Genomic DNA, 19,460 nt, shown 5'->3' with positions numbered 1-19,460 from the left:
AGACGAATTCGCCCGGAAGCGGCTACCCGCTTCCGGGCGATCCGTAGACTGGGAGTCGCAGAATTTAGTTCGGCACCGCGCCTTTCGAGGCAGGCTTGGCCGCAACCGCGTTCGCGGTGACGCCGTGCAGGAAGTCGTAAGCCGCATGCAAGGCCTTGTCGTCTTCCTCCTTGGGCGGCACGTAGGACTGTGACCCCGTCTGCTCGCCACCCTCGCCCGCCGACAGATGCCCGCGCATCTGGGACTCCGCCATGGTGTCCATGCGGCCCTTCAGCTCCGGCGGCACGTCCTGCAGGATCTCGATGTCGGGGGCGATGCCCTGGGCCTGGATCGAGCGGCCCGACGGCGTGTAGTAGCGCGCCGTGGTCAGCGCCAGGGCGCCATTGCCGGCGCCGAGCGGAATGATCGTCTGCACCGAACCCTTGCCGAACGAGCGCGTGCCGATGATCGTCGCGCGCTTGTGGTCGTGCAGCGCGCCGGCGACGATCTCCGAGGCCGAGGCCGAGCCGCCATTGACGAGCACCACCAGCGGCTTGCCCTTGGTGAGATCGCCGCCATGCGCGGTGAAACGCTGGGTCTCCTCCGGGTTGCGGCCGCGGGTCGAAACGACCTCGCCGCGCTGCAGGAAGGCGCTCGACACCGACACGGCCTGGTCGAGCAGACCGCCCGGATTGTTGCGGAGGTCCACCACGTAACCGACGAGCTTCTCCTGCGCGACGTCCTTGGTGATCGAGGCGATCGCCTTCTTCAGGCCGTCGGTGGTCTGCTCGTTGAACGAGGTGATGCGGACATAGCCGATGTCGCCGTTCTCGACATGGAAGCGCACCGGGCGCACATGAATGATCTCGCGCTTGATCGCGACGTCGAGCGGCGCGTCGGCGCCCTTGCGCACGATGGTGAGCTTGGTCTGGGTATCGACCGGGCCCTTCATCTTGTTGACCGCCTGCTCGAGCGTCATGCCCTGCACGGCCTCGCCGTCGATCTTGCTGATGAGGTCGCCGGACATCAGGCCGGCCTTCGAGGCAGGCGTATCGTCGATCGGCGAGACGACCTTGACGAGGCCGTCCTCCATCGTGACCTCGATGCCGAGGCCGCCGAACTCACCGGAGGTGGTCTCCTGCATCTCGGTCCAGGCCTTCGCGTTCATGTAGCGCGAATGCGGATCGAGCGAGGTCACCATGCCGGTGATCGCGCCTTCAACCAGCTTGGCATTGTCGGGCTTCTCGACATAGCTCGCCTTCACGCGCTCGAACACTTCGCCGAACAGGTTGAGCTGGGAATAGGCATCATTCGCGTTTGCTGCCGCCCGCGCCGCCCATACGCCGCCGTGCGGGCTGGCTACCAGAAGGGTGAGACACGCTCCGGTGAGCGTGCCCAGAGGGAACAGCAGGGATTTCCGCATGGATGGGCTGGCCTTTTCGCTGGGCGGTTCGCTTTAAGCTTGTCTCTCGAGACTTGTCTTTCGGGACTTGTCTTTCGGGACTTGTCTTTCAAGACTTGGGAGGCGCCATGCAATTGGCGATCCAGTCTGCTTCTCACAATACCATTCTGGTTTCTTCAAGGCCGGGATGCCACGCCGACGGGTGCACCGCAGAAATCGCTTCGCCCGGACCTAAACTTTTGGCAACGTTGCAGGACTGGCCAGCCCGCAAGGGGAATCATCGGCCGGTCCACGCCCTGCTGCTATGCGATTTTAGGATAGTTTTGGAGGCCTGGACGGGTTAGGCGATGACATAAGGCTTCAAATTCTCGGGAGGATAACAATGAACGAAGCACCCCGCATCCGGCCGGAACGGAACGTCGAGCTCGGCGCCAGCAACGAGCCGTTCCAGAATCTGCACGAATTCATCCGGAAAGCGCGGGCCAACCTCAACCAGAACGCCTGGGACTACATCGTCGGCGCCGCCGAGACCGAAACCACGATGCGCCGCAACCGCATGGCGCTGGACGAGATCGCCTTCCGCCCGCGCGTGCTGCGCGACGTCCGCAAGGTCGACGGCGCGGTTCAGCAATTTGGCCGCAAGATGCGCCTTCCGGTGGTGCTGGCGCCCGTCGGCGCGCTCGAAATCTTCGATCCGGACGGCGCGGCGAGCGTCGCGCGCGGTGCCGGCACCTTCGGTGCGGCGCACATGCTGAGCTCGGTGTCCGAGCCGGGTCTGGAGAAGACCGCCGAGATGGCGCCCGATGCGCTCCGGCTCTACCAGCTCTATGTCCGCGGCGACGATTCCTTCGTCGCGGATGTCGTCAGCCGAAGCGAGAAGAACGGCTATGCCGCCTTCTGCCTGACCGTCGACACCGCCCATTACAGCCGTCGCGAACGTGACATCGCCAAGCGCTACGTTCGCGAGAGTCGCCTGCGCGCCACCGGCGGCGATTTCCAGAAGGGCCTGGAGTGGCGGACCGTGAAGATGATCAAGGACAAGTTCAATATCCCGCTGATCCTGAAGGGCATCGCCACCGCCGAGGACGCGCTGATCGCGGTCGATCACGGCGTCGAATGGATCTACGTCTCCAATCACGGCGGCCGCCAGCTCGACCATGGCCGCGGTGCCATGCATGTGCTGCCCGAAATCGTCGAGACCGTGAAGGGCCGCGCCAAGATCATGGTCGACGGCGGCATCTGTCGCGGCACCGACATCGTCAAGGCGATCGCGGCAGGGGCAGATCTCGTCGGCATCGGCCGGCTGCAATGCTGGGCGCTGGCGGCGGCCGGCGAAGCCGGCATCACGCGGATGCTGGAGCTGCTCGAAGACGAGGTGCTGCGCTGCCTCGGCCTGCTCGGCGCCACGTCGTTTGCCGAGGTCGACAAATCCTGCCTGCATCCGGCGACCGCCACCAACGCGCCGAGCGTGTTCAGCGCGTTTCCGCTGTTCGACCACGAACCTTATCGGTACTGAGTAAGAGGATTGCAGGTGACATCGCTCTCTCCCGGCAGCGCGGATGCGCTTCTGTTCGATCTCGGGCGCGTGGTGCTCGACATCGACTTTTCCAAGGCGATCGCTTGCTGGGCGGGACATGCCGGCTGCCAGCCCGAAAGCATCGTCGCGCGCTATGTGCGCGACGAGGCCTACCGGCTGCACGAGATGGGCAAGATCAGCGACGAGGATTATTTCGCCTCGCTACGCGCTTCGCTGGGGATCGGCATTTCGGATGCCCAGTTCCTGGAGGGCTGGAACGCGATCTTCGCCGGCGAGATGCCTGATATCGCCGAGTTGTTGCCGCGGGCGGCGAAACAGATGCCGCTCTACGCCTTCTCCAACACTAACCGGCCGCATGTCGATTATTTCTCGAAGGAATATGCCGATCTGCTCGGCCATTTCCGCGAGCTGTACCTGTCATCGAGCATCGGCCTGCGCAAACCGGATGCGGAGGCTTTCGACCATGTCGTCGCCGCGATCGGCGTTCCCGCCGGGCGCATCGTGTTCTTCGACGACCTCGCTGAGAACATCGAGGGCGCGCGAGCCCGCGGCCTGACGGCCGTGCACGTGACCTCGCCGCGCGACGTCGGGAAGGCCTTGAAAGCATTGGGCATCTGACGCCAGCCGCGGGTGCCACCCGGCCTCCCGGCAGCGACATCTTCCGGAACTAAATCTGCTGGAATTTTGGAACCTGATCACTTTGTGTATTTTTATACAGAGTTCCGGGAACGGAATACCGCCCTTCGGACTCTTGAGTCCGTTGGGACTTCTACATCGGACTGATCGACGTGCTGGGCAAAACCTATCTCACCAAGCAAGCCTCTCTCCTGCTTGAATTCGCAAGAAACACCTCGGATTCTGACCTTTCCGCCAAGCTGATCAGCAAGGCCGCCGACCTGAAATCGCAGGCCGATCCGCTCCCCGACAAGGATCAAGGGCCCAAAGCGCCCGACGTCGCATTTGAGATCAGTCCGGACGATCCGGCGGCACGGTGACCGTATCGGTGTTGGCGCTCGTGATTCTCGTCCTTCACGGCGCGCTGTCTCGGCTTCCTGATCATGCCCTGACGAACTTGCACTCCTCCACCACGGAGATCACGCAGGATAGATCATCCCGCGCGCTGCTTTGCCTCGCGCCTGCGGTCGGCTAGAACTCTCGCCGCCCCATTGAACGATGTGCGAGCAGGAGTTTTGCCCGTGGCCCTGATGCCGGTTTCCGACGCCCTTGCCGCGGTGCTGGCAGGTGCAGAGCCGCTGCCTGAACAGATGGTTGCCCTCGACGAGGCCTATCACCGCGTGCTGGCACTTGATGTCGCGGCGCGGCGCACGCAGCCGCCGCAAGCCATGTCGGCGATGGACGGCTATGCGGTGCGCGCGGCCGACGCGGCAGCGATCGATTCCCGGCTGACGGTGATTGGCGAGGTCGCCGCCGGCCGTCCTTTCGCGAGAGCGGTCGGCACCGGCGAAGCCGTGCGGATCTTCACCGGGGGCGTCGTTCCCGACGGTGCGGACGCGGTCGTGATCCAGGAGGACACCGTCGCGGACGGCAACAGCGTCACGATCAAGGAAGCCGCGATCACCGGACGGCACATCCGCCCGGCCGGCGTCGACTTCCGTGAGGGTGACGTCCTCCTCCGCAAGGGCACGCGTCTGACCGAGCGTGACCTCGCGCTCGCTGCCGGAATGAATTACCCGCAGCTCGCCGTCTGCCGCCGTCCCAAGGTCGCGATCCTCGCCACCGGTGACGAACTGGTGATGCCGGGCTCAGCGCCCGGGCACGGCCAGATCGTCTACTCCAACGGCTACGCCCTGCACGCGCTCGCCCGCAGCGAGGGCGCCGAGACCGTCGACCTCGGCGTCGCCGCCGACACGCTGGAGGCCACCACATCAGGCATCCGCCGCGCCCGCGAGAGCGGTGCCGATATCCTGATCACGACCGGCGGCGCGTCGGTCGGCGACCACGACCTGGTCCAGCAGGCACTCAGGGACGAAGGCATCGCGATGGCGTTCTGGAAGATCGCCATGCGGCCGGGCAAGCCGATGATGCACGGGCGGCTCGGCGCCATGCGCGTGATCGGCCTGCCCGGCAATCCCGTGTCGTCCTATGTGTGCGCCTTCCTGTTCATGGTGCCGCTGATTCGCGCCTTGTCGGGCCGCTCGGTGATTCATCATCGTCGCGAACGCGCCGTGCTCGCCTGCGATCTCGGTGCCAACGACCAGCGCGAGGATTACTTGCGCGCGCGCCTCGAGCTGCGCGACGACGGCACGCCGGTCGCGCTTCCCGTCAGCCATCAGGATTCCTCTCTGCTTGCGAATCTTGCTGCGGCACAGGTACTTCTCGTGCGCCCACCGTTCGCACCCAAGGCCGAGGCCGGCAGCCCCTGCGAGGTGCTGCGGCTCCCCGTCTGAGTGCACGGCCACACGCATTCCGCGAACCGCGCTTCGTTCACGGTAAATTAAGCAGTTGCGGAACATGTATCGAACATATAGTGTCCGTTCATGATTTGTTTCGAGGATGTAGCGGCTTATCGCTGAACTCATCGTCTCGGAATCGAACGACATCAACCGGGGGACTTTGGTCGAGATGTTAACGCGCAAACAATACGAGCTTCTGCGGTTCATCAGCGAGCGTTTGAAGGAAAGCGGCGTGCCGCCCTCCTTCGACGAGATGAAGGATGCGCTCGACCTGCGCTCGAAGTCGGGCATCCACCGCCTGATCACCGCGCTCGAGGAGCGCGGCTTCATTCGCCGGCTGCCCAACCGCGCCCGCGCCATCGAAGTGATCAAGCTGCCGGAGCTCCAGGCTGCCGCCGGCGCCCGGCGCGGCTTCACGCCAAGCGTCATCGAGGGCAATCTCGGCAAGATCCGCGCGAGCTCCAGCCCGCCCGTGGACGAGGGCGAGCGGCCCGTTGCGGTGCCCGTGATGGGCCGGATCGCGGCCGGCACGCCGATCGAGGCATTGCAGACCCGCAGCCACACCATCAGCGTGCCGCCCGACATGCTCGGCTCGGGCGAGCATTACGCTCTCGAGGTGCGCGGTGATTCCATGGTCGAGGCCGGTATCCTGGACGGCGACATGGCGCTGATCCAGCGCAACGAGAGCGCCGACACCGGCGACATCGTGGTGGCGCTGATCGACGACGAGGAGGCTACGCTCAAGCGCTTCCGCCGCCGCGGCGCGTCGATCGCGCTCGAGCCTGCCAATGCCGCCTATGAGGTGCGTATCCTGCCGCCGAACCGGGTGAAGATTCAGGGCAAGCTGATTGGGCTTTACCGGAAGTACTGAGTCCGGAAGGACTCAGTCCGAAAGTAGTTTTGGCGCCTGCGTGCGCCTTCGGTCGGCGTCGCCGATCTGAGATTGGAGCGGATGAATGTCCGCTCCGGCTGGATGATCATTCTGGTTCTGCACAGATTATCCGGCCCCTCCTCCACGGCCATCTTCGGCGGACCGCAGCAACATCGCGTCACGGCGTTTCGCGTTCGGAAGACCAGATCGTTTGGGCAGCGGTCGGGGCACGGGGCCGTTGCCGCGCCATCGCATTGCCATGTCCGCAACACCCAATTGCGCAGCGCCGCGATCGCGCCGGCAATGCGAAGTGTCGTGACAGGCGCCGGCGTAATGCACCGCAGCCAGCTTTGTTCCTGGCGAATTCGGGAAAGTTAAAGTGATCGCGGGGTGCGGATCCCAGCCGCAGATTTGCCTACAACCAAGCACAACGTTGGTGTTTAAACTCTGACAGAGGCCTGTGCCTCCGAGAGGCGCGGGTCGCTATCTTCACATGAGGAGCACCCGATGTGTGACTATAGCCTGCATGCCGTCGCGACGCGCCCCGCAGAAGTCGGCGAGACCATCGTCACGACAACCTTCCGCGGCACCTCGACGCGCGGCTTCGCCTCCGAAGCCGACCTCTCCGTTGCGGTCTGCCTGCTGCCGGGAACGGAGCTCGCCTTCGCAGACAACGTCCGTTACGACAACCGCTGGATCTGGACGCGCACCGTCAACTCCCGCGTCGGCAAGTTCGGCAAGATCGATCCGCACATTCCCGATCGCCATCACGATGCGATCGAATTCCCTGATGGCAAATACGTGCTGGTGACTCAGCTCGTCGAAGGCCAGCGCGCAACCGTGCTGCAATTGCCCGTGACCCAACCGGTCGGCGAGCGCGAGCACAAGCCTGAGATCATCGCCGATAGCCGTTCGCCCGTCACACCGCTGCCGCTGGGCTGACCGAGGCTCAGTCCTCCGCCTGAAGATCGGCCTCCGACGGGGTCGCATCCTTGGCGCGCGGAGCCGCCGCCCTCGGCATGAGGGCTCCTTCGAAATCTCCCTCGCCGGCGGCCGCCGGCGACCAGGGACGGTTCGTGCCCCTCGCCCTCACCGCCTGAACTGCAAATCCGTCGCCACGCCGTGTCAACGCCAGCGCGCCCTGGCGAACGAGCCGCTGCCGATCCACCACCATCGCCGCGCAATCGGGCGGTGCGGGCCGTGACGTCACGACCAGTGCGGCACGGCTGCAATCGTCCGCGAGCGCATCGATGCGCGAGGCCAACGCAACCAGGCGCCCGTCGGCAAGCGGCGTGACGCAGCCGGCCTCGTCGCACGACACCCCCTCGGCCAGCGCGCTGCTGCCGGCATCGCGCGGATCGGCGTCGGCCGCCAGCCACTCCTTCAGCATGAAATTGTCCTTGCCCGTCCTGATCAGGTGCAGGCGCCCGTCCCCGCCCCGCACCGCGACGCTCGCGCCGTCCCCGGCGATCAGGATATCGGGCTGCCGCACCGACAGGCCCCACGCGATGGACGCCAGCAGCACCACGGCACCGCACCAGCGCAAGGGCGTGCGCAACAGGCCCATCACGATGATGCCGAGGCTCGCGGCGATCAGCGGCGCGATCCCGAACGCCGGGATGCGGCCGACCGCGCCCGGCAAGGCCGCCACCCAGCGCGAGACCGCGACCATCCAGTCGATGCCGAGGCCCATCAGCCACCAGAAGACGCCATCGAGCCCGAAGGGCGCGGCCAGCAATCCCAGCAGCCCCGCCGGCATCACCAGCGCCGAGACCACCGGCATCGCACCGAGATTGGCGAGCACGCCATAGGGCGTGACGCGATGGAAGTGGAAGGCGGCATAGGGCGTGGTCGCAAGCCCCGCGATCAGCGAGGCCAGGAACAGCATCGCGATCTCGCGCCCGCCCCACAGCGCGACGCGCGCGGTGGCCGAATGATCGGGTGAGGCCAGCAGGTTCGGCATGCCGATCTGCACCAGCGCCACCAGCCCGAGCGTTGCCGCAAACGACATCTGGAAGCTCGGATGCACCAGCGCCTCCGGCGCGACAGCAAGCACGATCAGCGCCGCCACCGCCAGCGTGCGGAAGGTGATGGCGCGGCGATCGACCATCACCGCGATCAGCACCACCGCCGTCATGAAGAACGACCGTTGGGTTGCGACCTCGGCGCCCGAGAGCAGCAGATAGAACGCAGCCGCGACGAATGCTGCAGCCGCCGACCATTTCTTGATGGCGAAGCCGGCCGCCAGGCCCGGGATCAACGCCAGCAGCGCGCGCACCGCGAAGAAGACGACGCCGGCGACCACCGCCATGTGATAGCCGGAGATCGAGAGAACGTGTCCAAGCCCGGAGATGAACATCGCATCGTTGACAGGGGCGGAAATCGCATCGCGCCGCCCGGTGAGTAGTGCAGTTGCGATCGCGCGGTTGTCGCCCTCGAGCGTTGCGCGGATGCGGGCGTCGATCGCATCGCGCAGGCCCTGCATGAAGGCGGCATAGCGCAGCCGCAGGCCGCCGGCATCAGGCGGGATCGACGCCGTAATTGCGCCCATCACGAAGCCGGAGGCGCCGATGCCCTGGAAGAACATGTCGCGTGAAAAGTCGTAGCTGCCGGGGCGGACCGGCGAGAGCGGCGGCATCAGCCGCGCCTTCAATTGAACGAAGCTGCCGACCTCGGGCGCGGTGCCCTTGCGCACGGAGAGGCGGACGCGGTCGAGCTTGACGTCGCTGCGCTGCGCCTCCATCGCGGTGACACGCAGCACGAAGCGATCGGTGCGCTCGCGGATGTCGCGCGTCTCGACGAAGCCCGACAGCGACACCGAATAGAGCGGCTTTGCCAGAACAGTGTGGGCAATGCGCGCGGTCTTCCAGGTCGCCACGGCAAAGCCCGCCGCGACCGCTGCGATCATGATCGCCGGCGCGAACAGCCGGCTCCGCCGCAACAGGGCCGCGCCGAGCAGCAGCGCGATCGCCGTCGCGGCGACAATCCACAGCACCGGCTCATGATCGGCGGCAAAATAGAGCGCGATGCCGCCGCCGAAGGCGACCGGCACCCACGGCAGCAGGCGCCCGGGGCCGGCCTCGGCCCGAGCCCATCCGCGGATTGTTTCGACGATCGCGGGCCAGATGCCGAAGCCCGCCGGAACAATGCCGCCAGCGGGCGAAGCGCGGCCGACCGGCCACGTCCCGGCAACACCTTGGGACCGTACTGGCCGGCCCGGCTCCGCCATCTTCCCTGCACCCTACGCGACGCGATTGCCGGCAAGGCTACCGGAACGTGCGGTCGGGCGAATAGCGGTACAGATCGGGAACGCGAGAGGACGTCTCTACTTTTCCTCTTCCATGGTCACGGCCACCGATGCCTTGGCCGACAGCCGCACCTTGTTGCCTTCGACATCGGCAACGAGGCCCTTGTCGATGAAATGATGATGGCCCTTGTGGCTGCCCTCACCGCTGTCCTTCTTGGTCAGCTTGATGCGGTTGCCTTCGACCTTGTCGACCGTGCCGATGTGAACGCCGTCGGCGCCGATGACTTCCATATGCTCTGCGATGTTCTGCATGGTGAGTTCCTTGTTGAACCCACCCAACGCACAGAAACGGCGTTCGTTCTGGCTCTCGGGAATGACGATGCCGTGTACGATGGCCGTCAGATCAACGGCGCCTGCGACGAGGCGTGGTGATTGACGATCTTCCAGTCGCCGTCCTCGCGGATGATGATCCAGCTCATCTTGACGACGAAATCATCCCGCTCGCCGGCGAGGTCGAACGAGATTGTCGCGGCCATGTTGATCAGATCGGGGCCGGCTTGCGCTGCGTTCACATCGGAGAACACGGCGCTTGGCCTCCGCCAGCGCGGCAGGCCGTTGAAATAGTCGGCGACGCCGGCCCTGCCCCGATACAGTTTCGGGTTGGAGCCGAAGAAGAACGCGTTCCTCGAATACAGCGACGAGAGCGCGGCCGCATCGAGGCTGGCGAAGCCGGCGCACCATTTCGCGATGATGGCGGAAACGATGGCGTCGGCTTCACTGCTCATGCCTCAATCCTCATCCTTTCGCGACTTCCTTCGCGAACGTATCGCGCAGACCGATGGTGCGCGAAAACACCGGCTTGCCGGGCGTCGAGTCCTTGTCGCGCACGAAATAGCCCTGGCGCTCGAACTGCATCGGCTCGGTCGCATTGCTCTCTGCCACCGATGCCTCGATCCGCGCGTCGGGCAGGATCTCCAGCGAGTTCGGATTGAGATCGGCCGCGAAGTTCGAAGCGTCCGGGCTCGGATTGGCGAACAGCTGGTTGTAGATGCGGATCTCAGCCGGCACCGACCTTGCCGCGGGCAGCCAGTGCATCGTCGCCTTGACCTTGCGGCCGTCGGGCGCGTTGCCGCCCTTGGTCGCGGGGTCGTAGGTGCAGCGCAGCTCCACCACCTCGCCCTTGTCGTTCTTGATCACGCCGGTGCACTTGACGAAATAGGCGTAGCGCAGCCGCACCTCGCTGCCCGGGGACAGGCGGAAGAACTTCTTGGGCGGGTTCTCCATGAAGTCGTCCTGCTCGATATAGAGCTCGCGGCCGAACGTGATTTTCCGCGTGCCGGCGCTGGGATCATCGGGGTGATTGATCGCCTCGAGCTCCTCGGTCTGCCCTTCCGGATAGTTCTCGATCACCACTTTCAGTGGCCGCAGCACGCCCATGCGCCGCTGCGACGTGCGGTTCAGCTCCTCGCGGATGCAGAACTCCAGCATGCCGACATCGACGACGCTGTTGGCCTTGGCAACGCCGATGCGCTTGACGAATTCGCGCAGCGCGGCCGGCGGCACGCCGCGGCGGCGCATGCCCGCCATGGTCGGCATGCGCGGATCGTCCCAGCCCGCGACATGGCCGTCGCGGACGAGCTGGGTCAGGACGCGCTTCGACAGCAGCGTGTAGGTCAGGTTCAGCCGCGCGAACTCGTACTGGTGCGGCTTGGACGGCACCGGCAGCTTCTCGATGAACCAGTCATAGAGTGGCCGGTGGTCCTCGAACTCCAGCGTGCAGATCGAGTGCGTGATGCCTTCGATGGCGTCAGACTGACCGTGCGCGTAATCGTAGCTCGGATAGATGTGCCACTTGGTGCCGGTGCGCGGATGGTGCGCGTGCAGGATTCGGTACAGCACGGGATCGCGCAGATTGATGTTGCCCGCGGCCATGTCGATCTTGGCCCGCAGCACGCGCGCGCCGTTCGGGAATTCGCCCGCCTTCATGCGGCGGAACAGGTCGAGATTCTCGTCCACGCTGCGGTCGCGGAACGGCGAGTTCTTGCCTGGCTCGGTCAGAGTGCCGCGAGAGACGCGGATCTCCTCCTGGGTCTGGTCGTCGACATAGGCGAGCCCGTCGCGGATCAGCTGCTCGGCCCATTCGTACAGGCGGTCGAAATAGTCCGAGGCGAAGAACAGGTTCTTGCCCCAGTCGAACCCGAGCCAGCGCACGTCGGCCTGGATGGAATCGATATATTCCTGCTCTTCCTTGACCGGATTGGTGTCGTCGAAACGCAGATGGCAGCGGCCCGGAAACTCCTGGGCGATGCCGAAGTTGAGTGCGATCGACTTGGCGTGACCGATATGCAGGTAGCCGTTCGGCTCCGGCGGGAACCGGGTCACGATCTCGCTGTACTTACCCTGATCGAGGTCGGCCTGAATGATGTCACGAATGAAATCGCGCCCAACCTCAGCTGCCACCGGTTCTGTCATTACGATAATCCTGTCGGGAAATCAGCGGTCCTTCTGCCAAATTCGGGAGGCTGAGCCAAGAGCTTAAGCACAGCCGCGAGCAAGGCCCGGCAGGTCCGCCGACGGGCTTTAGTTATGTCCCGGTCCTGCTATATACCACCGCCTCCAATGCATAGGCCCTGCCAAGAATGACCGATTCCGTCGTCACCCGCTTCGCCCCCTCGCCGACCGGCTTCCTCCATATCGGCGGCGCCCGCACGGCGCTGTTCAATTGGCTCTATGCAAAGAAGCACGGCGGCAAGATGCTGCTGCGGATCGAGGACACCGACCGGGAGCGCTCCACCGAGGCTGCGATCGGCGCCATCCTCGACGGTCTCAAATGGCTAGAGCTCGGCTGGGATGGCGACGTCATCTACCAGTTCAGCCGCGCCGCGCGTCACCGCGAGGTCGCCGAGCAGCTGCTCGCCGACGGCAAGGCCTATCGCTGTTACGCCACCGCGGAGGAGCTCGCCGCCATGCGCGAGAAGGCGCGCGCCGAGGGGCGCACCCGCCTCTATGACGGCATGTGGCGCGACCGCGATCCCGCGACCGCCCCGAGCGACGTGAAGCCGACCATCCGCCTGCGCGCGCCGCAGACCGGCGAGACCGTGATCGAGGATCAGGTTCAGGGCCGCGTGGTCTGGCAGAACGAGAACCTCGACGACCTCGTCCTGCTGCGCGGCGATGGCAACCCGACCTACATGCTCGCGGTGGTGGTCGACGACCACGACATGGGCGTCACCCATGTGATCCGCGGCGACGACCATCTGATCAATGCCGCCCGCCAGAAGCAGATCTACGATGCGATGGGCTGGACGCTGCCGAACATGTCCCATATTCCCCTGATCCATGGTCCGGACGGCTCAAAACTCTCGAAGCGCCACGGCGCGCTGGGGGTCGATGCCTACCGCGCCATGGGATACCTACCGGCGGCGCTGCGCAATTACCTCGTCCGGCTCGGCTGGAGCCATGGCGACCAGGAGATCTTCTCGACCGAGGAGATGATCGCCGCTTTCGATCTCGGCAGCGTCGGCCGCGCCGCCGCGCGCTTCGATTTCGCCAAGCTGGAAAACCTCAACGGCCACTACATCCGCCACGCCGACGATCAATCGCTCGTGAAGATGTTCGAGGACGTGCTCGACCATCTCGTGCCCAGCCGCAACGAGCTTAAGGCCAAGTTAAACGACACCACGCGCGCGCAGCTCGTGAAGGCCATGCCGGCCCTGAAGGAGCGCGCCAAGACGCTGATCGAGCTGATCGACGGCGCCTATTTCATCTTCGCCGACCGGCCGCTGGAGCTCGATCCCAAGGCGCAGGCGCTGCTGACGCCGGAGAACCGCAAGCTGATCGGCCAGCTTCATTCCGCGCTGGAGAAAGTCGAGACGTGGAGCGGCGCCAGCACCGAAGCCGCGTTGCGCGCGTTTGCCGAGGAAAATAGTCTCAAGCTCGGCGCGGTCGCCCAGCCCTTGCGGGCGGCGCTGACCGGACGGACGACGTCGCCTGGTATATTTGAGGTTTTGGACGTCCTGGGACGGCAGGAAAGCCTCGCCCGGCTTAAGGACCAGTCTACGACGTAAGTCGACCATGCGTGCGGCGATCTTGCAGCGCACATAGCAATAATATACCCATCTCCCCCGTACCTTCTGGAACATCCGGCGTGCCCCCCATGATCGTCTTAGGGGGCTCCGGCTCCGGCCCGTTTCACCATACATCGGGGACCTCTGATGGACGCAAAACCAAGCCCAAAGACCGCTACGCTGACGGTCGGAAACAAGAACTACGATCTCCCGATCCACAGCGGCAGCGTCGGGCCTGATGTCATCGATATCGGCAAGCTGTACGGCCAGTCGGGCCTGTTCACCTACGATCCCGGCTTCACCTCGACCGCGAGCTGCCAGTCCAAGATCACCTATATCGACGGCGACGCGGGCGTGCTGGAATACCGCGGCTACCCCATCGAACAGCTCGCCGAGAACGGTGACTTCCTCGAGACCTGCTATCTCCTGCTGTACGGGAACCTGCCGACTGCCGCGCAGAAGAAGGATTTCGACGACCGCGTGACCCGTCACACGATGGTTCACGAGCAGATGGCCCGCTTCTTCCAGGGCTTCCGCCGCGACGCCCATCCGATGGCCGTGATGGTGGCTTCCGTCGGCGCGCTCGCCGCGTTCTATCACGACTCCACCGACATCAACGATCCGAAGCAGCGCATGATCGCTTCCATGCGCATGATCGCGAAGATCCCGACGCTGGCGGCGATGGCCTACAAGTACACGGTCGGCCAGCCCTTCGTGTACCCGAAGAACTCGCTCACTTTCGCCGAGAACTTCCTCAACATGTGCTTCGCCGTGCCGTGCGAGGACTACAAGATCAACCCGGTGCTCGCTGACGCGCTGGACAAGATCTTCATCCTACACGCCGACCACGAGCAGAACGCCTCGACCTCGACGGTGCGCATCGCCGGCTCGTCCGGCGCCAACCCGTTCGCCTGCATCGCCGCCGGCATCGCCTGCCTGTGGGGGCCGGCGCATGGTGGCGCCAACGAAGCCGCGCTCGCGATGCTCGCCGAGATCGGCACCGTGGACAAAATTCCCGAATTCATCGCCAAGGTGAAGGACAAGAACTCCGAAGTCCGCCTGATGGGCTTCGGTCACCGCGTCTACAAGAACTACGATCCGCGCGCCAAGATCATGCAGAAGATGTGTCACGCCGTGCTCAAGGAGACCGGCCATGGCGACGATCCGATGCTGAAGGTGGCGCTCGAGCTCGAGAAGATCGCGCTCAGCGACCAGTACTTCATCGACCGCAAGCTCTACCCGAACGTCGACTTCTATTCGGGCATCACGCTGAAGGCGATGGGCTTCCCGGTCTCGATGTTCACCGTGCTGTTCGCGGTCGCCCGCACCGTCGGCTGGATCAGCCAGTGGAGCGAGATGATCGAGGATCCGCAGCAGAAGATCGGTCGTCCCCGCCAGCTCTACACCGGCGTCACCAAGCGCGACTACGTCGCGATCAAGGATCGCAAGTAAAGATCGGGCCTCAGGGCTTTTGAAGAAGCGGCGCCATCGCAGGATGGCGCCGTTTTCGTTTGGCGTAGATGCCGTAGGCCCCGGCGTGCTGCCACGCACAACAACAAGTCGGCACATCGCGCCGCCGGACGCTTGACAGCCGAAACGCTCCGCGCGCATTCTTACACTAAGTAAGAATGACGACAGGGATGGACATGCCGGAGCAGCCGCGAAGTCGGCGGCAGACGCGCGCTGCCATTTTGACCCATCTGCTTCAGTCGGGCGGCTCGTTTCGTCCGCCTCTGGCCAAGGCCGTGCGGCTGTCGGAAGCGAGCCTGTCGCGCATCCTGTTCGACCTGAAGGCCGAAGGCCTGATCGAGGAGGTGCGGCGCCCTGCCCCCTATGTCGGCGGCCCGACGGGCCTCGTGTCGCTCGATGGATCGGTGGCGCTGGCGGCCTTCGAGCTGACCACGCAGCATCTCAGCGTCGGTGTCGGTGGCCTGTCCGGTGAACTCCATTACACCGAGCGTGTGAAGCTGCCGAAGATGCCGACCGCCGAGGCCGTCGGCCGGGCGTTTCGCGAAGCCATGACGTTATTGCGCGACTGGACGCGACGCCGCCGCATCACGCTTTCCCAGATCGGCGTCTCCATTCCCGGCCTTGGCCGTCTCAGCATATCGGCCAATCCGATCATTCCCTGCGACGTCGGGCGCCTCAGCGACATGTTCGGCGAGATGTTCGCGGACGTGCCGCTTGAAATCACCAATTCGGTGGTCGCCCACGCCACCTTTCACCGCTGCCGCACCGAGAACTATCCGTTTGGTGACCCGCATCTGTTCGTGCTGGTCAGCCATGGCGTTGCCGGCGCCTGGATGGACGACCCGGCAAAGGCCGATGCCCTGCAACCGATCGAGCTCGGCCACATGGTGTTCGGGCCCGAGGGACCGCGCTGCCGCTGCGGACATCACGGCTGCGTCGAGGCCTATGCGTCGATTCCGGCATTGGCCGATCTGCTCGGTGTGTCCGAAACCGAGCTGCTCCAGCTCGGCAACGAATGGGTGAACGCGATTCCGATCTCGTCGCGCGTGCGGCAGGAGCTGCGCCGGCGGCTGTTCCGGCTCGGCCTTGCGATCGGCAACACGCTGAACGTGAAGCCATGTGGCGGCGTTGCCATCAGCGGCTGGCCGTCGCTTCTTGCCGAGGACGATCGCAACGCCGTGATCGAAGGGATCGACGCCTGCCTGCTGGGTGGACGGAAATTGGCGCAGGTGTCCCTCGCCTTCGTGCCGCCGTCGACCGGCAACGATCCGCAGGCCGCGCTTGCCTTTGCCGGCTTTTGTCTCGCCAGCCGTGGCGGCATGCCGGCGGCATCGACGGAGGCGGCCTGAGATGACCTGAGCCTGCACGTCCCACACGCGCGAAAGACTTCACACCGGGAGGAACTGCCATGACGATCACAACAACAAGGCGTCGTCTGCTCGCTGGATCCGTTGCCACGCTCGCGCTGCCGGCCTTTGCCCGCGCGCAAGGCGCGGCCAAGCCGCGCCTGACCGCGATCTCGCAATGGTCCGCGGGCAGTGACGGCGCGGCCATCACGGCGCTCGGCAAGAAGTTCGAGGAGAAGGGCGGCGTCTGGCAGCATTCGCCCGTCCCCGGCTTCACCACCGAGATGATGAACAAGTTGCGCGCCCAGATCATGGCCGGCGATCCCCCGGCGTGCTCGCAACTCAAGGGTCCCGAGATTGCGGCCTGGTCGAAGATCGCCCCGACCGTCGATCTCGACGCCGTCGTCGCGGCCGCCGGTTACGAGAAGGTCGTGGCGCCGGACCTTGCGAAACTGCACAAGCCCGGCGGCAAATGGATCGCACTGCCGCTGCAGATCTACAGCACCAACATGCTGTTCCTGTCCAAGCGCGCCATGGACAAGGCCAAGGCCGATAAGATCCCGGTCACATGGGCGGAGTTCAACGACCTCGCCGAAAAGATGAAGGCGGGCGGCGTCGCCTTTCCCATCGCCAACGGCGGAACGCGGCCGGACGACGGGCAGAAATTCGAGGCCGCTCTCGCCGGCATCAGTCCCCTCGCCTACCGCGCGGCCATCATGAATCTCGAGAAGAAGGCCCTGGAGGGTCCCGAGATCAAGGCTGCGTTCGCGCAGGTGCGCAAGATCGCCGACTGGATGGACCCCAATGTCGGCGCCCAGCACTTCTCGACCAATTTGAAGCGCTTCGTCGACGGCGACATGGGCATGATGATCATGGGCGGCTGGGCGCAGGGCGTGTTGCGCAACGCCGGCTTCAAGTTCGAGGATTTTACGATTGCGCCGGGCCCCAGCGACAACGGCAAGCCGGTGTTCCTGCTCAATGCCGATGCCTTCATCTTCTGGCAGCGCAAGGAGGCTGACCTGCAAGCCGGCCAGACGCTGATGGCCCAGCTCGTCATGGATCCCGCCATCCAGACCATGTACTCGCAGATCACGGGATCGATCCCCGTGCGCACCGATGTCGATCTGTCCGGCGAAGGCTGGTCGGACGGTCAGCGCACCACCGCAAAGGCGCTGAAGGACGCCATTGCCAGCAACCAGGCCGTCCTCAGCATGGCGCACAACATGGCGCAGGAAAACGGCATGACGGCCGCGATGATCGACGTGATCACGGAATACGTGAAGAACAAGACGATCAAGCCCGAGCAGGCGGCGACCCGCCTCGCCGAGGCGGTCGAGGGCGCGCGTTGAGCAATGCCGGCGCGATGAGACCGGCCCGGCCGGCGCTTCCCGAATGGGTGCGCCGGCTGCCCGAATATCTGATGATCTGGGTGCCGCTGCTGCTCTCCGCCGCGCATCTCGTGTCGTTCTCGCTGTGGACGATCTGGATCTCGTTCACGCCGTCCACGCTGATCCCTGTTACGGGCTGGGTCGGCTTGCGCAACTATTCCGCGGTCGCGGCCTCGCGAAACTGGCAGATCGCCTTCGACAATCTGCTGCTGTTCGGCAGTGCTTTCGTGGTGTTGAGCGCGGCGACCGGCCTCATTCTTGCGATCCTGCTCGATCAGCGCATTCGCGGCGAAAACGTGCTGCGATCAATCTTCCTTTATCCCCTCGCGGTGTCGTTCGTGGTCACCGGCACGGTCTGGAGCTGGCTGCTCAATCCCGGCCTCGGGATCCAGAAGCTGGTCCATGATCTCGGCTGGACTTCCTTCAGGTTCGATTGGCTGATCGACCGCGACATGGCGATCTGGACCATCGTCATCGCGGCGATCTGGCAATCCTCCGGCTTTGCCATGGCGCTCTTCCTTGCCGGCCTCAGGTCCGTCGACGCCGACATCATCAAGGCCGCGCAGATCGACGGCGCCGGACCCGTCCGCATCTACCGGCGCATCATCCTACCCTCGCTCTGGCCGATCACCATCACCGTCGTCGTGATCCAGCTGCAGTTCGCGATTTCGACATTCGACCTCGTCCGCGCGCTCACCAATGGCGGGCCGGGAATTGCGACCCAGCTGCCCGCCCTCGTCGTCTACGACCTGATGTTCCAGCGCAGCCTGCTCGGCCGGGGCGCTGCCGCAGCAGTCCTGATGCTGCTCATTCTTCTGGCGGTGCTGCTGCCCTATGCGGCGTGGCGATACGCCCAGCGACGGCGGGCCGCCTATGCGTGAGCGCAGCTTCACCCCAAGCCGGATTTTGATCTATCTCGCCGTTTCACTGATCGCTGTGGCCTGGCTCGCGCCGCTCGCCGTCGTCGTCCTGAACTCGCTCCGCACCAACGAGGAGATCGCGCAGGGCTCGATGATCGGCTGGCCGCAACACCTCGCCTGGGCCAACTACGCAGCGGCCTGGAGCGGCTTCTGCGTCGCCGAGACCTGCGCCGGCATCCGGCCCTACATGCTGAACTCCGCGCTGGTCACGATCCCTGCGACAATCTTCTCGACGCTGCTCGGCGCGATCGCCGGTTACGCCATATCGCTCTGGCGCTTTCGCGGCGACACCTGGATCTACGGGATCGTGACCCTCGGCCTTTTCCTGCCCCAACAGATGCGCCTGTTGCCCTGGACCATCGTGCTGCGCGACATCGGTCTCATTAACACGCTGACCGGCCTCGTGCTGATCCACACCATCCAGGGTCTCTCCTTCACCACGCTGTTCTGTCGCAACTATTATGTCGCCATTCCCCATGAATTGATCAGGGCCGCGCGGATCGACGGCGCCGGCTTCTTCCGCATCTTCTGGCGCATCATCCTGCCGCTGTCCGGGCCGATCCTGATCGTCACGGTGATCTGGCAGTTCACCCATATCTGGAACGAATTCCTCTATGGCGTGACGTTCACCACCGGCCAGCAGCAGCCCGTTACGGCCGCTCTGATCGCGCTCTCCGCCGCGGTCGCCGATATCCCGCAGCATGGCGTGCAGAGTGCGGCGGTCATTATCGCCGCGCTGCCGACGCTGCTGATCTACCTCCTCGGCGGCAAGTACTTCGTCCGCGGCCTGACTGCCGGGGCCGTGAAATGATGGAGACG

At 65.0% G+C, this 19,460-nt stretch carries 17 protein-coding genes; 12 read left to right on the top strand and 5 right to left on the bottom strand.

The window, feature by feature from the left end; all coding sequences use genetic code 11:
* Positions 1-64: 64 nt before the first annotated feature.
* A complete protein-coding gene (locus AC0WRY_RS16175) occupies positions 65-1,402 on the bottom strand; it encodes a S41 family peptidase (protein ID WP_194407920.1) in 1,338 nt (445 codons plus the stop codon).
* Between the two features lie 361 nt (positions 1,403-1,763).
* Between AC0WRY_RS16175 and AC0WRY_RS16170 the strand changes: the two genes are divergently transcribed.
* From AC0WRY_RS16170 to AC0WRY_RS16145, 6 genes are all read left to right on the top strand, one after another.
* Entirely contained in the window at positions 1,764-2,897 is a 1,134-nt protein-coding gene (locus AC0WRY_RS16170; RefSeq protein ID WP_491123391.1) for an alpha-hydroxy acid oxidase, read from the top strand.
* 9 nt (positions 2,898-2,906) lie between these two features.
* Positions 2,907-3,536, top strand: coding sequence for an HAD-IA family hydrolase (locus AC0WRY_RS16165; protein WP_491123390.1), 630 nt, complete (start codon positions 2,907-2,909; stop codon positions 3,534-3,536).
* Between the two features lie 170 nt (positions 3,537-3,706).
* A complete protein-coding gene (locus AC0WRY_RS16160; protein WP_194407917.1) occupies positions 3,707-3,913 on the top strand; it encodes a hypothetical protein in 207 nt (68 codons plus the stop codon).
* 201 nt (positions 3,914-4,114) lie between these two features.
* A complete protein-coding gene (locus AC0WRY_RS16155; protein WP_491123389.1) occupies positions 4,115-5,326 on the top strand; it encodes a molybdopterin molybdotransferase MoeA in 1,212 nt (403 codons plus the stop codon).
* A 175-nt stretch (positions 5,327-5,501) separates the two neighbouring features.
* A complete protein-coding gene (gene lexA / locus AC0WRY_RS16150) occupies positions 5,502-6,203 on the top strand; it encodes a transcriptional repressor LexA (RefSeq protein WP_194407915.1) in 702 nt (233 codons plus the stop codon).
* Positions 6,204-6,710: 507 nt separating this feature from the next.
* Positions 6,711-7,145: a hypothetical protein gene (locus AC0WRY_RS16145; protein WP_211416852.1), complete on the top strand. Its 435-nt coding sequence runs from the start codon at positions 6,711-6,713 to the stop codon at positions 7,143-7,145.
* Between the two features lie 7 nt (positions 7,146-7,152).
* On the opposite strand, the gene AC0WRY_RS16140 is transcribed toward AC0WRY_RS16145, so the two are convergent.
* From AC0WRY_RS16140 to AC0WRY_RS16125, 4 genes are all read right to left on the bottom strand, one after another.
* Positions 7,153-9,432 (bottom strand): ComEC/Rec2 family competence protein, encoded by a 2,280-nt coding sequence (locus AC0WRY_RS16140; protein WP_491123388.1) that lies wholly within the window; start codon positions 9,430-9,432, stop codon positions 7,153-7,155.
* A gap of 96 nt (positions 9,433-9,528) precedes the next feature.
* Positions 9,529-9,762, bottom strand: a complete 234-nt coding sequence (locus tag AC0WRY_RS16135) for a DUF2171 domain-containing protein (protein WP_194407912.1) — start codon at positions 9,760-9,762, stop codon at positions 9,529-9,531.
* A gap of 86 nt (positions 9,763-9,848) precedes the next feature.
* Positions 9,849-10,235, bottom strand: coding sequence for a nuclear transport factor 2 family protein (locus AC0WRY_RS16130; protein ID WP_491123387.1), 387 nt, complete (start codon positions 10,233-10,235; stop codon positions 9,849-9,851).
* Between the two features lie 10 nt (positions 10,236-10,245).
* Positions 10,246-11,922, bottom strand: a complete 1,677-nt coding sequence (locus tag AC0WRY_RS16125) for a glutamine--tRNA ligase/YqeY domain fusion protein (protein ID WP_491123386.1) — start codon at positions 11,920-11,922, stop codon at positions 10,246-10,248.
* A gap of 167 nt (positions 11,923-12,089) precedes the next feature.
* Here AC0WRY_RS16125 and gltX point away from each other — a divergent pair, with 167 nt between their 5' ends.
* From gltX to AC0WRY_RS16095, 6 genes are all read left to right on the top strand, one after another.
* Positions 12,090-13,517: a glutamate--tRNA ligase gene (gene gltX, locus AC0WRY_RS16120; RefSeq protein ID WP_194407909.1), complete on the top strand. Its 1,428-nt coding sequence runs from the start codon at positions 12,090-12,092 to the stop codon at positions 13,515-13,517.
* A 147-nt stretch (positions 13,518-13,664) separates the two neighbouring features.
* Positions 13,665-14,969, top strand: a complete 1,305-nt coding sequence (gene gltA / locus AC0WRY_RS16115) for a citrate synthase (protein ID WP_194407908.1) — start codon at positions 13,665-13,667, stop codon at positions 14,967-14,969.
* Between the two features lie 188 nt (positions 14,970-15,157).
* Positions 15,158-16,336: an ROK family transcriptional regulator gene (locus tag AC0WRY_RS16110; RefSeq protein ID WP_491123474.1), complete on the top strand. Its 1,179-nt coding sequence runs from the start codon at positions 15,158-15,160 to the stop codon at positions 16,334-16,336.
* A 59-nt stretch (positions 16,337-16,395) separates the two neighbouring features.
* Positions 16,396-17,682 (top strand): ABC transporter substrate-binding protein, encoded by a 1,287-nt coding sequence (locus AC0WRY_RS16105; RefSeq protein ID WP_491123385.1) that lies wholly within the window; start codon positions 16,396-16,398, stop codon positions 17,680-17,682.
* 14 nt (positions 17,683-17,696) lie between these two features.
* A complete protein-coding gene (locus tag AC0WRY_RS16100) occupies positions 17,697-18,602 on the top strand; it encodes a carbohydrate ABC transporter permease (RefSeq protein WP_194408286.1) in 906 nt (301 codons plus the stop codon).
* Positions 18,595-19,452 (top strand): carbohydrate ABC transporter permease, encoded by an 858-nt coding sequence (locus AC0WRY_RS16095; protein ID WP_491123384.1) that lies wholly within the window; start codon positions 18,595-18,597, stop codon positions 19,450-19,452. Before AC0WRY_RS16100 ends, AC0WRY_RS16095 begins: the two co-directional genes overlap by 8 nt.
* The last annotated feature ends 8 nt before the right edge of the window (positions 19,453-19,460 follow it).

This window comes from Bradyrhizobium sp. T-12 (assembly GCF_058314695.1).
Note: the sequence above shows the minus strand (reverse complement) of the source record. Positions and strands in the feature narration are given on the sequence as shown.

What these genes read in the sequence shown, in the direction of transcription:
- AC0WRY_RS16100 (WP_194408286.1), top strand. Translation starts at nt 17,697, where the DNA reads ATGAGACCGGCCCGGCCGGCGCTTCCCGAATGGGTGCGCCGGCTGCCC.
- AC0WRY_RS16095 (WP_491123384.1), top strand. Translation starts at nt 18,595, where the DNA reads ATGCGTGAGCGCAGCTTCACCCCAAGCCGGATTTTGATCTATCTCGCC.
- AC0WRY_RS16135 (WP_194407912.1), bottom strand. Translation starts at nt 9,762, where the DNA reads ATGCAGAACATCGCAGAGCATATGGAAGTCATCGGCGCCGACGGCGTT.
- AC0WRY_RS16140 (WP_491123388.1), bottom strand. Translation starts at nt 9,432, where the DNA reads ATGGCGGAGCCGGGCCGGCCAGTACGGTCCCAAGGTGTTGCCGGGACG.
- AC0WRY_RS16145 (WP_211416852.1), top strand. Translation starts at nt 6,711, where the DNA reads ATGTGTGACTATAGCCTGCATGCCGTCGCGACGCGCCCCGCAGAAGTC.
- gltA (WP_194407908.1), top strand. Translation starts at nt 13,665, where the DNA reads ATGGACGCAAAACCAAGCCCAAAGACCGCTACGCTGACGGTCGGAAAC.
- AC0WRY_RS16110 (WP_491123474.1), top strand. Translation starts at nt 15,158, where the DNA reads ATGGACATGCCGGAGCAGCCGCGAAGTCGGCGGCAGACGCGCGCTGCC.
- AC0WRY_RS16130 (WP_491123387.1), bottom strand. Translation starts at nt 10,235, where the DNA reads ATGAGCAGTGAAGCCGACGCCATCGTTTCCGCCATCATCGCGAAATGG.
- AC0WRY_RS16105 (WP_491123385.1), top strand. Translation starts at nt 16,396, where the DNA reads ATGACGATCACAACAACAAGGCGTCGTCTGCTCGCTGGATCCGTTGCC.
- AC0WRY_RS16175 (WP_194407920.1), bottom strand. Translation starts at nt 1,402, where the DNA reads ATGCGGAAATCCCTGCTGTTCCCTCTGGGCACGCTCACCGGAGCGTGT.
- AC0WRY_RS16125 (WP_491123386.1), bottom strand. Translation starts at nt 11,922, where the DNA reads ATGACAGAACCGGTGGCAGCTGAGGTTGGGCGCGATTTCATTCGTGAC.
- gltX (WP_194407909.1), top strand. Translation starts at nt 12,090, where the DNA reads ATGACCGATTCCGTCGTCACCCGCTTCGCCCCCTCGCCGACCGGCTTC.
- lexA (WP_194407915.1), top strand. Translation starts at nt 5,502, where the DNA reads ATGTTAACGCGCAAACAATACGAGCTTCTGCGGTTCATCAGCGAGCGT.
- AC0WRY_RS16170 (WP_491123391.1), top strand. Translation starts at nt 1,764, where the DNA reads ATGAACGAAGCACCCCGCATCCGGCCGGAACGGAACGTCGAGCTCGGC.